This is a genomic window from Bacillus sp. SIMBA_008, from assembly GCF_046535495.1.
GTDB lineage: Bacteria > Bacillota > Bacilli > Bacillales > Bacillaceae > Bacillus > Bacillus subtilis.
Window position 1 is genome coordinate 289542 of record NZ_JAWRWL010000005.1, and the last position, 14574, is coordinate 304115.

A 14574-nucleotide genomic window follows, 5' to 3' on the forward strand; every position below is an offset into this window, starting at 1 on the left:
AAAGATGATAAAGAAATATGCGATTACACCTAATGTTGATGCGGACGGCTGGTTTATTGAGGTGGAGAATGTAGCGCCGACAGCTTTGTATACGTCTAAAGACGCCGCTATTGAAAAGGCCAAACAGGTGGCTAAGGAAAACAGTCCGTCTAAGCTTGTAATTTATGACCAGTTTAAAAATGTGGAAGAAGAACACTCATTTTAATGAATGAAAGCCTTCGCTGCAGCGAGGGTTTTTTAGCGGTTATCGGTTTATTTCATCCATTGGATGCCTATGTGCATCATCAAATCTGCCGCTTTTTGATACAGATCCCACTCCCCGATCGAAGCAAATTTCCCCATCAGCTCCTGAAGCTTTAACCTCATTGCTATATATTCTTCGAAAGTGACAGCTTTTTCAGTGTCTATTTGGTGTTCCTTCAGCATTTGTTTTAATAAGGATAACGGTGCGTGCATAAGAACCCTCCTTACCTCTTTTATAACGGTCATTTTCCGATTGCTCTATTCCTTTGTGACATCTTCTTACATTTCACATCTGATTCTTGTACAATGGACAGAAGAGAGGAGGGATCTTTTGTGAGACCTTTGCAAATTTCTGCCGAAACTGCACAAAAGCTTGCAGAGTCCTTGAATCTGCCGCTTGAACAGATCATGCATATGCCTCAGCATATTCTGCTTGCCAAAATGGCTGAACTGCAAAAAGAGGACAAATCATAGCCTTCATTCACATACTTGCTTACCTGTTTCGGGATAATATCATGTATATGTTAGAAAAGAGGAGTAACTGCTTTGCCACATCCACATAATAAAAAAATCCAATCATTTTGGCTGATCACCGGCATTATCTTTATCGCCTTTAACTTACGGCCCGCGATCACTTCAGTCGGTCCGGTCATCAGCTCTATCCGGGCAGAGCTGCACATGTCCAATGGGGCAGCCGGTTTTTTGACCGCACTGCCGCTGCTTTCGTTTGCAGTTCTTTCTCCGCTTGCACCTAAGCTTGGACAGCGCCTCGGTAATGAGCGAACTTTATGGCTAGGTCTCGTGATACTGCTGATCGGTGTTCTGACTCGTTCTACCGGCTATACTGCCGCTTTGTTTTTCGGAACAGCACTTATCGGCGTCGGGATTGCGATTGGTAACGTACTTTTGCCAAGCTTAATCAAACATAAATACCCTGAAAAGCCAGGGATCATGATCAGCCTGTATACGACATCAATGAATATATTCGCAGCTTTAGCATCGGGTGTCAGCGTTCCTTTAGCGACCCAGATGAATGGCGGATGGAAACAAGCCTTTCTCTTATGGGGCGGGCTGGCTTTACTTGCATTGCTAATCTGGATACCTCAGCTGCGCCATCGAGATACGGCAAACCAGACAATGAAGCTGCAATCCAGTTCCATTTGGGCTTCCAAAATGGCATGGTATGTCACCATCTTTATGGGCCTGCAATCGTTTTTATTTTACAGCAGCATCGCTTGGTTTCCTGAAATTCTCCGTTCACACGGGATTGATACGGCAACAGCCGGATGGATGGTATCACTCATGCAATTTGCGAGTCTGCCTTCCACTTTTCTGACGCCAGTTTTAGCTGACCGTGTGAAACAGCAGCGCGGTATCGTTGCGGCGCTGGCCTCAGTTTATCTGATCGGCCTTTGCGGATTATTAGCGGGCGGAAGCCATACATTGCTTGCCATCTGGATGATCATTATCGGTATCGGACAAGGCTCCAGCATTAGTCTGGCCCTTACTTTGATTGGTCTCCGCAGTGAAAATGCCCAACAGGCCGCTGCGCTGTCAGGCATGTCTCAGTCATTCGGCTACCTGCTGGCAGCAGTCGGGCCAATCTTTGTCGGCTATCTCTTTGACCAGACGCATTCTTGGACGATGCCGATTGTGCTTCTCATTGCTGCCCTGATCGTAATGGGAGCAGCCGGACAGGGAGCCGGACGAGATCGATACATTTTCCAGTCAGAAAAACAAAGAAATTCAGCATAAAGCGGGGAAGATATCTCCGCTTTTTTCTTTGAATATTTATGGTTTATTCATAAGTTTTTCATATTTGTTTTTTACAATGAGACACCATAAAGAGGTGAAAAACGATGAAAACCAAACGATTCGACGCAGCCCTTATTCTTATTTTGCTAGCAGCAGCTTTTTTGAATACGTATCACATTTGGCAGGATGATACAGCAAACCAGTACTATTTGGCGGCTGTAAAAAGCATGACGCAAAGCTTCCATAACTTTTTTTATGCGTCATTTGACCCTTCTGGATTTGTGACAGTAGATAAGCCTCCTGTCGTGTTATGGATTCAAACGATTTTCGCACTGATTTTCGGTGTTCACACGTGGAGTGTCATCATTCCCCAGGCTCTTGCCGGAGTTGGATCTGTCTTCCTTCTCTACAGAATGGTTAAGCCGACTTTTGGAGTTGGAGCGGCCCGCATTGCCGCACTTGTCATGGCACTGACCCCTATCGCAGTAGCTGTCAGCCGGACAAACAATATCGACAGCATGCTTGTTTTTACCTTATTGCTCGGTTCAACTTGTCTGCTTAGGGCAGTAAAACAAGGCAAGCTGGTTTGGCTGCTGACGGCATTTGCCCTGATTGGGCTCGCCTTTAATATGAAGATGATGCAAGCGTTTATGGTATTGCCTGCATTTGTGTTATTCTACCTGATTGCATCTCGGGTTTCTCTGAAGAAAAAAATCGGGTCCCTGCTTCTGTCTCTTGTCCTTCTGACAGGCCTTTCACTCTCATGGGCGATTGCAGTGGATTCAGCCTCTTCCTCAAGCCGGCCTTATGTAGGAAGCAGCCAGACTAACTCAGTGCTAGAACTGGCCTTTGGCTACAACGGCACAGAGCGTCTGTTTGGGCAAACTACGGGCCTTGCAAAGGGTGATATGAATGCTGCTGGCGGAGGGAACATGCAGAATCAAGACAACATGCAAGCGCCAAATGGCAACGGTTCATCTTTTTCTCAGAACGGTAATCAATCATTCGGAAACCATTCACAGGCGCCTCAGCCGCCTAACGGACAAACCGGCGCTCTCAATGGAGGCGGAGGCACACCTCCCACAGGTGGCAACGGACCTGGAAATGGAGGGCCTGGCGGCGGAGGCGGAAAAAGCGTGAATATGTTCGGCACCGGTGATCCTGGACCGCTTCGTCTCTTCCAATCAGCACTTTCCGGCCAAATCAGCTGGATGCTTCCATTCTCATTGATCGGATTACTGGGCGCAATCATCAGCTGGTACCGTGATCGCCGCGGACATGCTGCTAAAATGAAAGAAACGCTATTCTGGGCGGCTTGGCTTGTTCCCGTGGCTGGTTTCTTCAGCATCGCAGGATTCTTCCACCAGTATTATTTGATTATGCTGGCACCGCCGATTGCCGCCCTTTCTGGTATCGGATGGTATACGATGCACCGCTTATACAAAAATAATAAAGACTGGTCCAGCTATCTTCTGCCGGCAGCCGTCTTGATCACAGCCGTGTTTCAGGTGTATATTCTGAGCGCTTATACAAGCCAAATCGGCAGTGTATGGATGTATGTCCTGGGGCTCTTAGGACTGGGCATCACCCTTGCACTTCTGATGCTTAAACGCAGCCATCCGTTCAGTAAGCTGCTGACCATCATCAGCTTGTGCGTTCTGCTTCTCACACCAGTTTACTGGTCAGCAACGCCGCTTCTATACGGTGGCAACAGCGTCCTTCCTGAATCCGGCCCGCAGCTCAAAGGCTCAGCAAACGGCGGGAACATGTTCTCTTCAGAGGTCGACAGCGGGCTCCTGTCCTATCTGAGAAAACACAATACCGGCGAAGAGTATTTATTTGCTACTTTGACAACCGTAACAGCTGCGCCATACATCATTTACGAAAATGAATCTGTTATGGCAATGGGCGGGTTTAACGGCACGGATCCCATTCTGACTGTGTCGGAACTGAAAAAACTGATCAAAGAAGGCAAAGTGAAATACTTCCTTCTGTCAGAAAACAACTCAGGCAACAGCGAACTTGTTTCCTGGATTAAGAAAAACGGAAAAGAAATAACATCTGACGAGTACAGCGGTTCCTCCAGCAGCACAAACAGCGTGCAGGGAATGCGAAGAGGACCTGGCGGAGAAAGCCAGCAAACTCTTTATCTCGTGGAATAAAAAAAGAGGCTTGGATGAATCCAAGCCTCTTTTCTATTAAGCTTCTTCTTTTACATGTACCTTTAACACAGCCTGCACTTCAGGATGCAGCTTCACAGGCACGTTTGTATATCCTAATGCACGAATGCCGTCCGGCAGTTCAAGCTTCCGCTTATCTACTTTAATGTTATGGTCTTTTTGGAGCTGTTCAGTGATTTGCTTGCTTGTCACTGAACCAAATAAACGGCCGCCCTCACCTGATTTTGCGCTAAGCTCAACAGTCAGTTTTTCTAATGTCTCTTTCAAGCTCTTAGCCTGCTCAAGCTCAGCAATGGCTTCTTTTTTCTCTTTCTGCTTTTGTCCGTTTAACGCGCTGATGTTTGAAGCGTTCGCTTCAACCGCGAGGCCTTTTTTAATTAGAAAGTTATGCGCATAACCGTCTGCTACGTTTTTGACTTCGCCTTTTTTTCCTTTTCCTTTTACATCTTGTAAGAAAATAACCTTCATCTCTGTACGCCTCCCTCAAAATACTCATCTATGGCGTGCTTCAGCCGTTCCAGCGCTTCAGAAACTGAAATGCCGGACAACTGAGTCGCCGCATTTGTTAAATGCCCTCCGCCTTCCAGGGCCTCCATGATGATCTGAACATTTACCTCGCCAAGCGACCGAGCACTGATACAAACCGTTTGTTCATCCCGTCTCGCCACCGCAAATGAAGCCTCAACCTCACTCATCGATAGCAGCGAATCGGCAGCCTGCGCAATCAGCACTTGATCGAAGTATTCCTCTTCATTTTCAGGAAGAGAAGCAATCGCAATGTTATCTTTATAGAGGACCGTATGCTGGATCAGCTTCGCCCGTTTAATATAGGAATCAACGGTTTCTTTCAGAAACTTCTGCACCAGCACCGTGTCGGCGCCTTTTGCCCTTAAATAAGAAGCCGCATCGAAAGTCCGCGAGCCCGTGCGGAGAGAAAAGCTCTTTGTATCCACTATTATACCAGCTAATAGGGCTGTTGCTTCAATCATATTGATTTTTAAGCGCTTCGGCTGATATTCAAGCAGCTCTGTCACCAATTCCGCTGTGGAAGAAGCGTATGGTTCCATATAAACGAGCAGCGGATCTCTGATAAACTCCTCACCTCTTCGGTGATGGTCGATGACCACGATATGTTCAATTTTATTGACCAGCCGTTCCTCCATGACGAGTGACGGCTTATGTGTATCAACGATCACAAGCAGTGTGTCATCATTGGAAATCTCCATTGCTTCTTCAGGCGTAATAAATCTTGACCACAGTTCTTCATATTTTTTGATTTCCCCAATCAAACGCTGCACACTTGATCCGATTTGGTTTGGGTCAATCACGATAAAACCATCTTTGTTATTTGCCTGAGCCACCTTTAAAATCCCGATCGCTGCGCCGATAGAATCCATGTCGGGGAATTTATGCCCCATGATAATCACATTGCTGCTTTCGGTGACGATTTCCTTTAAGGCGTGAGAAATCACGCGGGCCCGCACCCTTGTTCGTTTCTCCATTGGGTTTGTTTTACCGCCGTAAAACTTCACCTTGCCGTTTGGCAGCTTAATGGCTACCTGGTCTCCGCCGCGTCCCAGTGCTAAGTCCAAGCTGGATTGCGCCAAATCGCCAAGTTCTTTCAGGGAAGAGACTGAAGCCCCGACACCGACGCTTAACGTCAGCGCTACACCGTCAAACGAGGTTTTTTCCCGCACTTCATCAAGAATCGAAAACTTCGAATTTTCGAGTTCAGTTAAGATGTGTTCATTAAGTACAGCGATAAAGCGTTCTGAAGACGTCCTTTTCAAGAAGATCCCGTACTCCTGCGCCCAAGCGTTCAGCAAAGATGTCACCTGGCTGTTCATCGTGCTTCTCGTCTGGTCATCCAATCCTTGTGTCACATCATCATAGTTATCAAGGAAAATATATGCCAGGACGGTTCTTTCGTTTTCATATAGCTTTTCAATCTGAATTTGTTCTGTTACATCAAAGAAATATAAGAGACGCTCATCCCGTTTGATGACAACCCTAAACTTGCGGTCATTCAATGTAACCGTTTCCGATTCCACCTCTTGTTTGATAAGCGGCACTACCGATTCACAAGTATCGTAAAGTGATCTCCCCACTAAAGTGCTTTCATTGAAGCAAGAGGAAAGAAACGGATTTGCCCATTCTATATAATATTGGTCATTAAAAAGCATGATTCCAATCGGCATTTCCATCAATGCCTCTTCACCGACTTTTTTCAACCTGTAGGACAACGTAGAAATATAAGCATCAATCTCTTTTCGAATAAGAGAATCAGCACGCTTAATAAAAAACAAAATAACTGCCAGCAGCAGCACTTCGACGGTTCCTAATATCCAGTTAAAATAAAAGCTGATGAGGATTGTAATAATTGACAGAGCAATCAATGCATAGATGGGATACCGAAACAGCGGTTTTTCATAAAAGCTTGGCATTTCTATCACTCCCCACCATGTGAGTAAAACTCATGTTCACTTCACCTTATTCCTTATATGAAAGCCCATATCTAAAACGCCTAAAATGCGAATGGCCGCCATGAAGACCGGATGAACAAACCCAAGTATGACAGCAATCACAGCCGCAGCCTTTGGATATTGTTTCTTATGGCAATAGAAAAAGATAAATGATAAACCTTGGATGAAAATCAGAAACCCGAGTATAAACTCCCCATTTAAAGCGATAGAGTACAGCATTTGGCCTTTTTCTAAAGGCAAAAATGAAAGCATGACAATAATCAAATACAGTACTACAACACTTTGCGGAAACTTCAACTCTCTAAAAGGCTTTAGATTAGGAATATCGGGGGAGAATCGCCTTAAGAGCGGCTTAGCGATAAGGTAACTGAGGAAAGAAAAAATAACTCCTACCATCACAATAGCTGTTGGAAAAAGATATTGAACGATACCCAATTGTTCTTCCATCAGTTTTAATTGCTTCTCAAACTGTCCAGCATTGCCCGACTGCTTCGCTACAGTTTCTACAATATCAAGAGATTGCCGGTATTGTGTCATCGCCTCATCAATGATATTGATACCCAAAAACTGAATGCTTATCACAAAATAGAAGACAATACTAAGCATATAAATAAGAGCGCCCGAAATAATGGCGTGCCCGGGCTCTTTCCTTTTGAAAAAATGTCCCATGGCAATGCCGGCGCAAGCTGACATAAAAGCTACAATAAGCCCGTTAAAGGACCCGACAATAAAAACAACCGGAAGACTGACAGCGCCCATCCATATCCCTAGCTTCAATCCATGTCTGATCGTGTACAAGATCATTGGCAGCGGCAGTGCAAATAACAGAATTGTTCCAATCACAGGAACATAAACAACCAGAAGCGTAATGATCGCAAACAGACTGATTAAAATAGCACCTTCCATTAAAGCTCTCGTTTGTTTCACTTAGTCACCTCGTATCATCCTGAACATACGAATAGAAAAGAGCAGCATAAACGACTGCTCTTTTTCATCGCTGCAACATACGTTGCACCGAATGTTTTTATATCATCTCTAAATTTTACTTTTATATTTTAACATAAGTCCAAATCGCAAGTAAAATAACGCTAATGTTTCATGTGAAACATGAAAAATGAAAAGACATTCTTTGAAAAGAATGCCCATCACAATTAATGTTTATCATCCATAAAGCCAGAAGATTCCTTGTTTTTCTTTTTCGTTTTTCTGACATACATAAAAATTAAGATCACCAGTAAAAGGGTTGTTGCTTGCAGAACGCCGCTGCTAAACAAGAAAAAGTTCTTTATCATGTCCCACATTGTGTTTCACCTCTTTGTGCATGTTCTCAACCCGTATCCTATATAAGGTGAATTTCCCTTTTTAAAAACTTCAAAACATCATGAACAACATTGAGCATTGGGCATATGCTGATATGGAATCTGATCGATAAAGGAGAATTTTCACATGGATGAACGCAGAACATTGGCTTGGCATGAAACATTAGAAATGCACGAGCTGGTTGCTTTTCAATCAAACGGACTCATTAAACTGAAGAAAATGATAAGAGAAGTAAAAGACCCTCAGCTCAGACAGCTTTATAACGTGTCTATTCAGGGTGTTGAGCAAAATTTGAGAGAGCTTCTTCCGTTCTTTCCACAGGCTCCGCACAGAGAAGATGAGGAAGAAGAACGCGCAGATAACCCATTTTACAGCGGTGACCTGCTCGGTTTTGCCAAAACATCTGTCCGCAGCTATGCCATCGCAATTACAGAAACAGCAACACCTCAATTAAGAAACGTACTGGTCAAACAGCTGAATGCTGCCATCCAGCTGCACGCCCAAGTTTATCGATACATGTATCAGCATGGATATTATCCGTCTTACAACCTTTCTGAACTGTTGAAAAACGATGTCAGAAACGCCAACAGAGCCATTTCAATGAAATAAAACAAGCAGCAAAGGAGTTTTCCCTTTGCTGCTATTTCTGCTGATCCTTCAGTAAGCCGTTCGAACGATAAGATTCCAGCACGTCTCTGTTGGATTCTCCCCATTCTTTCATTTGCAAAACAATCGGTTCAAGCGTTCGCCCGAATTCCGTCAGAGAGTACTCAACTTTGGGCGGCACCTGGTGATAAACCTCACGGTGCACGATGCCGTCCGCTTCCAGCTCCCTCAGCTGGAGAGTAAGCATTCTTTGAGTAATACTCGGGCAGATTCGCCGAAACTCATTAAATCGTTTCTTGCCATCTATCATGTGATAAAAAAGAATTCCTTTCCACTTTCCGCCAATGACATCTAGAGTGAATTCAACTGGACAGCCTTCTTTGTTCGGGTATATATTCTTTTTTTCACTCATTCTTGACCCTCCAACAGTACCTTTTTTGATACTACATTACATTTTGCAACTAAGCTACCCAGTATTTTACACACCTTTTCTTCTCAGCTCAAAGAAAATGCTTCTTATTCACATCAATTTTTAAGGGTTTGCATGATTACACCTGCAGCCAGACGTGTTAAACTATATAAAGATTACACTACTTAAAAAAAGGATAGGAGCTATCATGGAAAAGATACTTATTTTCGGACACCAAAACCCAGACACAGATACGATTTGTTCTGCGATCGCTTATGCTGATTTGAAAAACAAACTCGGCTACAATGCTGAGCCTGTCCGTCTCGGACAAGTCAACGGCGAAACACAATACGCGCTTGACTATTTCAAACAAGAAAGCCCGCGTCTTGTTGAAACAGCTGCAAACGAAGTAAACGGCGTTATCCTGGTTGACCATAACGAACGCCAGCAAAGCATCAAAGACATTGAAGAGGTTCAGGTTTTAGAGGTTATCGACCATCACCGCATCGCTAACTTTGAAACAGCTGAGCCGCTTTACTATCGTGCTGAGCCTGTAGGCTGTACGGCTACCATCTTAAACAAAATGTACAAAGAGAATAACGTGAAAATCGAGAAAGAAATTGCCGGCCTTATGCTGTCTGCGATCATTTCTGATTCCCTGTTATTTAAATCTCCAACTTGCACGGACCAAGACGTAGCAGCAGCAAAAGAGCTTGCGGAGATCGCTGGCGTAGATGCTGAAGAATACGGCTTGAACATGTTGAAAGCAGGCGCTGATCTAAGCAAAAAAACAGTGGAAGAGCTCATTTCTCTTGATGCGAAAGAATTTACGCTCGGCAGCAAGAAAGTCGAAATCGCACAAGTAAATACAGTGGACATTGAAGATGTGAAAAAACGCCAAGCTGAATTAGAAGCTGTGATCTCAAAAGTTGTGGCTGAGAAAAATCTTGATCTCTTCCTTCTCGTTATCACAGATATCTTAGAAAATGATTCACTTGCTCTTGCAATCGGTAACGAAGCAGCGAAAGTGGAAAAAGCGTTCAACGTTACATTAGAAAACAACACAGCCCTCTTAAAAGGCGTTGTTTCCCGTAAAAAACAAGTCGTTCCTGTCTTAACAGACGCAATGGCTGAATAAGCAAAAAGCATCCCGCGTCGGGATGCTTTTTCTTATTCACCCAGCTTCTCAATTTGTCCCATCACATCAGTAATTTGCTTTGCGTTTTGGACCAGGTCTGACTGCTCCAATTCTTTAAGCGATACCTTGCCATCCTCGGCTTGTTTCAACACCTCTTCAGCGCTTTTCTGCAAGGTTTCGTTATGTTCCTGAATGGTTTGATGAATCTCCGCTGCGGCATCAGGCGGCGTTAATTCATTAAAATCAGCGGCAGCCTTCTGAATCGACTCAAGCTGCGCTTCAAGTTTTTCTTTCGCCTCGGTGTCATTTACAGCTTTCTCAGCCAATTCAGGCGCTTCCTCTGCAAATGTCTTCACCTTCTCCACATAACCAGCTGCTTCACTCGTATAGTTCAATCCGTCGTTCACCTGATCAAGCATGCCGCATCCGCCTGCACTCAAAAGTCCCACTCCGGCAAGTACTGTCAAAATGATCTTCATCTTCAGCCCCCCTCATCGTTTCTTTTTCATTTTTTCTTTTAAGATCGGAATCAATTTCTCTTTCGCTAACGGCAGCCCTTTCCTCACCAATTCACGCTTCAGCCACTTTTTCAGCTTAGACATTCTGATGCTCCTCTCCCTTTTTGATAAAAATGAAAAAACTCCACCAATTTGGTGAAGTTCCTGAAACAAAAAGACCTTCACCAAATCAGATTTGGCAAAGGTCTCGCTAACAATGAGATTGCCAGCAAAGCCGAGGACACCTTGTCCCGTAATGACGACTTTACTGTGAAAGCTACTCCCCTTTGGAGTGTTCATTTTTATTACTTTCATTCTAAAGCACCGATCTGTTCCAGTCAAATTCCTGCCGTTTATATAAAAGCGCGCTGTGGTATTTAAAATTTGAATGGTTTTTCCATCAGGAGATCATGCTATGACAGAGGAGGTTTTCATCATGAGTCAAGAGCGCGTGAAACGGCCTGGGCATACCAGATGGTACATATCTTCGTTACTTAGCGGCATTATTATTCTTAATTATTTTGACCGAGTGGCCATCTCGGTAGCGGCCCCTGCGATACAAGATTCGTTTCACCTTACTGCAACTGAACTCGGCATCGTGTTTTCCATTTACACCTATTCCTATACACTGATGCAGCTGCCTGTCGGAAGTTTGCTGGACCGTTTTGGGGTCGCATGGGTCACGAGGGTTGGAATGACAATATGGAGCTTTTTAACGATCCTTCTTGCTTTTTTGCAAGGAAAATTGCTGTTGTATCTGTTCCGGTTTCTCATTGGGCTGACGAGCGCCTCTGCGTTCCCTGCTGCCTCTAAGGCAACCGCTCTCTGGTTTCCTCCAAGTGAGCGGGGATTGGCAAACTCACTGTTCGATTCGGCCGCCAAGTTTTCAAATGTAATCGGCGCGCCATTGGTCGCTTTTCTTGTCACAACATTTGACTGGCGTGTCGCTTTTTTGACGATTGGATGCATCAATGTGCTGTTTACGATCTTTTTCTGGCAGTATTATGAACAGCCTGAACGGCACAAACGCATTTCTAAAAGTGAACTAAACTATATTCAAAAACACAATGCCATTACAACAGAGCAAATCCCTTACAAAACGGGCCCGCTTTTAAAAAAGCTTTTCACCAATCGAAAAGTATGGGGCTTAATGATCGGATTTACAGGGTACGGGTATACATTCAACCTGCTGCTCACCTGGCTTCCGACTTTCTTTAAACATACATACGGTATGGATCTCATGTCGTCCGGTTTATTTACGGCAGTGCCGTGGCTGATCTCAACCATTTCCGGAATTGCCGTCGGCGGCTGGCTCGTCGATTATTTTATTAAGAAAGGCTATCCTAACACCAAGGTGTACCGAACCGTAATCATAGTCGGAATGAGCTTTGGCTTTTTCTTCTTAGGCTCCATTCTGACGAACAATATTACCGTAGCCATTATTTGCATTTCCATCGGACTCGCCGGAATTTCAGCAACCGCTCCAGTCGGCTGGTCCATCTCCGCAGAACTCGCGCCGATCGGTTCCGTATCCATGCTGAGCTCCATGGTGAATCTCGCAAACAACCTGTTCGGAGGCATTATTGCTGCGTCACTGACAGGGTATTTGTTTGATGTGACAGGCTCCTTTACCCTCAGCTTTCTGGTAGCTGGTTTTGTGCTGTTGCTGGGATTGGTTTTTTATGTGTTTGTATTAGGGGATGTAAAACGAATTAAACTGGAATGAAGAGTGCTTGCTGAAAAGCACTCTTTTCTTTGAATCCGCCAGGTGTTATTTTCTTTCTCCCACATTCACTAGGCTGTCTTCGGACGAAAACACCACCATTTTATCCTTGACTCCAACCAAAGGTAAGGCCTCATAGTGAAAGAAGAAAGGAGGAGTCGGATGGTGAAATTAACAGTAAAAGAACTATCCAATATTGCGAATGTCACAATCAAAACGCTTTATCATTACCACAAAATCGGCTTGCTAGCCCCAAAGGAAATAAGCGAAGCCGGATATCGGTACTATGGTGCTGACGAACTAAAAAGACTGCAGGAAATCCTTTTTTACAAAGAATTAGATATTCCTTTGTCAGAAATCAAAAGATTATTAAATGAGGATGCTGAAAGAACAAGTACATTAGAAAAACAAAAAAAGCTGTTTGAAAAGAAAATTGAAAAGTATCAGCGTCTCATTCAAACAGTCAACACATCTTTAGAATACACGAGAAAAGGCGAAAACATGGATCATAAGGTAATGTTTAAAGGATTTGAAAGCACTGAAGAATGGAAACAATCTTTAGCAGAACAAAATGGGTATTTAAAAGAGCGTTACGATTTTGAATTGGATACACATACAATCAATGTCGATGAAATGAACAAAATGGCAATAGAGGCTAAACATTTTCTTGATAGGATGGCTGATTTTTTAAGAAACGGTGTAACGTATCATGACCCTTCCGTGCAAGAGCATGTCATGAATCATCTTAAGTTCCTAAATCAGAACGGGCATCCGACAAGTAAAGAAGATTACGTAAAACAAACACGTTTTTTTATGCAAGATGATTTCCATAGAGGAATGTTCGAAGAGCAGCAAGCCGGTTTATCTTATTATTTGGTTGTCGTTGCAGAACACCTGTAGTGTTTTGTCACCCTTTATAGGGTGACAGCCATCAGGATTACGAGACAGCACCGCCAACAATCGAAACATTCTGCCGGTCAACGGCAAAACGCCGTCCGTTCCATTTTAATACGGTTTGAACATATCCCAATGAGTCGGCGTTATACCTTCCCGCTATCCGCTGGTACGCCAATAATTCGTATACGCCATCTCTGTCAAAATCAACCGGATACAAGCCCGATAAAGGATTCACCCATCCTTCTATCGGCATTTTTAACACACCTTGGCTGTTATAAATCTCATTCAAATATTCCCGGCCCTTGTAAGTAAGGTCGAGGATATACGTTTCGTTTTGCTGATGACTGATGACGCTCGCTTTATATTGATTTTGATACCTCACACTGTACTTTAATTCATCATTCAATACATCTGAATTGAAAATTCGCCGGAACTGCCTGTTTAGATAGGCAAACACATATGCATAAATAGCACCGCCACTTCCCCCTGTATCCATAACCACTGCCACATCCTCAATCTTGTCGCCTGTCATATCCCCCAGAAAAAGTGACGGATTGTATCCCATATTGTTTTGAAGCTGAATCTGCTGCTCCTGATGGGTTCTGCCATCACGGATCACCAATGTGATATCTCTCCATAACGGGCTGCCGGGCATTTGATTTCCAGTTAGAAAGACCTCGTCAATAACGCCGTCTCCCGTTACATCGCCGCGGGTAGATGCAATGATTGCACGTGAGGAGACGGGCTGCCGAAATAAGTATGGATGTTGAACAAATCCTCTGCTTTCATAAAACCAATAAGGAGCCATTCTGATGTCATACACATTCAATTGTGTCACCTTCCCTAATCAGCTGAATGAATCATTATATGCAGGAATGGCACATCAAAGACATATCTTACACACCAATTAAATCCGTACCATAAGAGTTATCGATTACACAAAGCCACTCGCCTTGCGCATTCTTCTTAAATACATAGGTCGCCCTTCTTTCCATCGCATACTCGGAGTCCTTTTTATCCGAATCAAGCAGTGTCTGAGAAAGGATGAGTACCGTGTCACCTGCTTCCAACAGGATCATTTCCCCTTGTGTCGGGACAATATGATGATTGAAATAGTTTGCAATCGTGATAAACGCTTTTTTGATTTCTTCTTTGCCTCGCGCGATCATGCCCGGCTTCACAACTAAAATGGCATCTTCCGAATAATAATTCATCAGTGTATCAAAATCTTCATTTTGGATTGCCAAATCACACGCAGAGATGATGTCTTTCAATTGCTGTTCCAAATGAATTCCCCCAATCATCATGATTGGATATATTATA

The 14574-nt window shown here is 43.9% G+C and carries 18 protein-coding genes; 8 read left to right on the forward strand and 10 right to left on the reverse strand.

What is annotated here, in order from left to right; translation table 11 throughout:
• Positions 1-4 precede the first annotated feature (4 nt).
• Positions 5-205, forward strand: coding sequence for a DUF2188 domain-containing protein (locus tag SB658_RS17750; RefSeq protein ID WP_003226922.1), 201 nt, complete (start codon positions 5-7; stop codon positions 203-205).
• Between the two features lie 47 nt (positions 206-252).
• Here SB658_RS17750 and SB658_RS17755 read toward each other — a convergent pair whose 3' ends face one another.
• A complete protein-coding gene (locus SB658_RS17755) occupies positions 253-456 on the reverse strand; it encodes a hypothetical protein (protein ID WP_003244312.1) in 204 nt (67 codons plus the stop codon).
• A gap of 120 nt (positions 457-576) precedes the next feature.
• Here SB658_RS17755 and SB658_RS17760 point away from each other — a divergent pair, with 120 nt between their 5' ends.
• The 3 genes from SB658_RS17760 (at position 577) to SB658_RS17770 (ending at position 4160) form a co-directional block, all read left to right on the forward strand.
• Complete coding sequence (locus SB658_RS17760; RefSeq protein WP_003242786.1) at positions 577-717, forward strand: YycC family protein; 141 nt, start codon at positions 577-579, stop codon at positions 715-717.
• A gap of 72 nt (positions 718-789) precedes the next feature.
• Complete coding sequence (locus tag SB658_RS17765; protein ID WP_003226917.1) at positions 790-1998, forward strand: CynX/NimT family MFS transporter; 1209 nt, start codon at positions 790-792, stop codon at positions 1996-1998.
• A gap of 104 nt (positions 1999-2102) precedes the next feature.
• The gene (locus tag SB658_RS17770; RefSeq protein WP_003242651.1) at positions 2103-4160 is read left to right on the forward strand and encodes a glycosyltransferase family 39 protein; all 2058 of its coding nucleotides are present in this window, start codon (positions 2103-2105) and stop codon (positions 4158-4160) included.
• A gap of 36 nt (positions 4161-4196) precedes the next feature.
• Here the strand turns inward: SB658_RS17770 and rplI are convergent, their stop codons facing one another.
• The 4 genes from rplI to SB658_RS17790 form a co-directional block, all read right to left on the reverse strand.
• Positions 4197-4646, reverse strand: a complete 450-nt coding sequence (gene rplI, locus SB658_RS17775) for a 50S ribosomal protein L9 (RefSeq protein ID WP_003226915.1) — start codon at positions 4644-4646, stop codon at positions 4197-4199.
• On the reverse strand, positions 4643-6622 hold the full coding sequence (gdpP, locus tag SB658_RS17780) for a cyclic-di-AMP phosphodiesterase GdpP (RefSeq protein ID WP_119899996.1): 1980 nt from the start codon (positions 6620-6622) through the stop codon (positions 4643-4645). The genes rplI and gdpP overlap by 4 nt, the downstream gene beginning before the upstream one ends.
• Before the next feature lie 36 nt (positions 6623-6658).
• The gene (locus SB658_RS17785; RefSeq protein WP_003243969.1) at positions 6659-7588 is read right to left on the reverse strand and encodes a YybS family protein; all 930 of its coding nucleotides are present in this window, start codon (positions 7586-7588) and stop codon (positions 6659-6661) included.
• Positions 7589-7812: 224 nt separating this feature from the next.
• Complete coding sequence (locus SB658_RS17790) at positions 7813-7962, reverse strand: hypothetical protein (protein ID WP_003226909.1); 150 nt, start codon at positions 7960-7962, stop codon at positions 7813-7815.
• 145 nt (positions 7963-8107) lie between these two features.
• Between SB658_RS17790 and cotF the strand changes: the two genes are divergently transcribed.
• Positions 8108-8590 (forward strand): spore coat protein CotF, encoded by a 483-nt coding sequence (cotF, locus tag SB658_RS17795; RefSeq protein WP_003243364.1) that lies wholly within the window; start codon positions 8108-8110, stop codon positions 8588-8590.
• 31 nt (positions 8591-8621) lie between these two features.
• Here the strand turns inward: cotF and hypR are convergent, their stop codons facing one another.
• Complete coding sequence (hypR, locus tag SB658_RS17800) at positions 8622-8999, reverse strand: transcriptional regulator HypR (protein WP_003236556.1); 378 nt, start codon at positions 8997-8999, stop codon at positions 8622-8624.
• A gap of 205 nt (positions 9000-9204) precedes the next feature.
• On the opposite strand from hypR, the gene SB658_RS17805 reads away from it, so the two are divergent.
• Positions 9205-10134: a manganese-dependent inorganic pyrophosphatase gene (locus SB658_RS17805; RefSeq protein ID WP_017695792.1), complete on the forward strand. Its 930-nt coding sequence runs from the start codon at positions 9205-9207 to the stop codon at positions 10132-10134.
• Positions 10135-10166: 32 nt separating this feature from the next.
• Here the strand turns inward: SB658_RS17805 and SB658_RS17810 are convergent, their stop codons facing one another.
• Together SB658_RS17810 and SB658_RS17815 are read right to left on the reverse strand one after the other, a co-directional pair.
• The gene (locus SB658_RS17810) at positions 10167-10613 is read right to left on the reverse strand and encodes a DUF6376 family protein (protein WP_144500423.1); all 447 of its coding nucleotides are present in this window, start codon (positions 10611-10613) and stop codon (positions 10167-10169) included.
• A gap of 12 nt (positions 10614-10625) precedes the next feature.
• Entirely contained in the window at positions 10626-10946 is a 321-nt protein-coding gene (locus SB658_RS17815) for a hypothetical protein (protein ID WP_003226899.1), read from the reverse strand.
• 100 nt (positions 10947-11046) lie between these two features.
• Here SB658_RS17815 and SB658_RS17820 point away from each other — a divergent pair, with 100 nt between their 5' ends.
• Both SB658_RS17820 and SB658_RS17825 read left to right on the forward strand, forming a co-directional pair.
• Positions 11047-12357, forward strand: coding sequence for an MFS transporter (locus tag SB658_RS17820; RefSeq protein WP_014478548.1), 1311 nt, complete (start codon positions 11047-11049; stop codon positions 12355-12357).
• Positions 12358-12516: 159 nt separating this feature from the next.
• On the forward strand, positions 12517-13254 hold the full coding sequence (locus SB658_RS17825; RefSeq protein WP_144500422.1) for a MerR family transcriptional regulator: 738 nt from the start codon (positions 12517-12519) through the stop codon (positions 13252-13254).
• Positions 13255-13291: 37 nt separating this feature from the next.
• On the opposite strand, the gene SB658_RS17830 is transcribed toward SB658_RS17825, so the two are convergent.
• Both SB658_RS17830 and SB658_RS17835 read right to left on the reverse strand, forming a co-directional pair.
• Positions 13292-14080 (reverse strand): hypothetical protein, encoded by a 789-nt coding sequence (locus tag SB658_RS17830; RefSeq protein ID WP_144500421.1) that lies wholly within the window; start codon positions 14078-14080, stop codon positions 13292-13294.
• Positions 14081-14147: 67 nt separating this feature from the next.
• The gene (locus SB658_RS17835) at positions 14148-14537 is read right to left on the reverse strand and encodes a YybH family protein (RefSeq protein WP_038429954.1); all 390 of its coding nucleotides are present in this window, start codon (positions 14535-14537) and stop codon (positions 14148-14150) included.
• Positions 14538-14574: the final 37 nt, after the last annotated feature.

What these genes read in the sequence shown, in the direction of transcription:
- SB658_RS17820 (WP_014478548.1), top strand. Translation starts at nt 11,047, where the DNA reads ATGACAGAGGAGGTTTTCATCATGAGTCAAGAGCGCGTGAAACGGCCT.
- SB658_RS17810 (WP_144500423.1), bottom strand. Translation starts at nt 10,613, where the DNA reads ATGAAGATCATTTTGACAGTACTTGCCGGAGTGGGACTTTTGAGTGCA.
- SB658_RS17770 (WP_003242651.1), top strand. Translation starts at nt 2,103, where the DNA reads ATGAAAACCAAACGATTCGACGCAGCCCTTATTCTTATTTTGCTAGCA.
- rplI (WP_003226915.1), bottom strand. Translation starts at nt 4,646, where the DNA reads ATGAAGGTTATTTTCTTACAAGATGTAAAAGGAAAAGGAAAAAAAGGC.
- SB658_RS17750 (WP_003226922.1), top strand. Translation starts at nt 5, where the DNA reads ATGATAAAGAAATATGCGATTACACCTAATGTTGATGCGGACGGCTGG.
- SB658_RS17815 (WP_003226899.1), bottom strand. Translation starts at nt 10,946, where the DNA reads ATGAAAGTAATAAAAATGAACACTCCAAAGGGGAGTAGCTTTCACAGT.
- cotF (WP_003243364.1), top strand. Translation starts at nt 8,108, where the DNA reads ATGGATGAACGCAGAACATTGGCTTGGCATGAAACATTAGAAATGCAC.
- SB658_RS17805 (WP_017695792.1), top strand. Translation starts at nt 9,205, where the DNA reads ATGGAAAAGATACTTATTTTCGGACACCAAAACCCAGACACAGATACG.
- SB658_RS17825 (WP_144500422.1), top strand. Translation starts at nt 12,517, where the DNA reads ATGGTGAAATTAACAGTAAAAGAACTATCCAATATTGCGAATGTCACA.
- SB658_RS17790 (WP_003226909.1), bottom strand. Translation starts at nt 7,962, where the DNA reads ATGTGGGACATGATAAAGAACTTTTTCTTGTTTAGCAGCGGCGTTCTG.
- hypR (WP_003236556.1), bottom strand. Translation starts at nt 8,999, where the DNA reads ATGAGTGAAAAAAAGAATATATACCCGAACAAAGAAGGCTGTCCAGTT.
- gdpP (WP_119899996.1), bottom strand. Translation starts at nt 6,622, where the DNA reads ATGCCAAGCTTTTATGAAAAACCGCTGTTTCGGTATCCCATCTATGCA.
- SB658_RS17755 (WP_003244312.1), bottom strand. Translation starts at nt 456, where the DNA reads ATGCACGCACCGTTATCCTTATTAAAACAAATGCTGAAGGAACACCAA.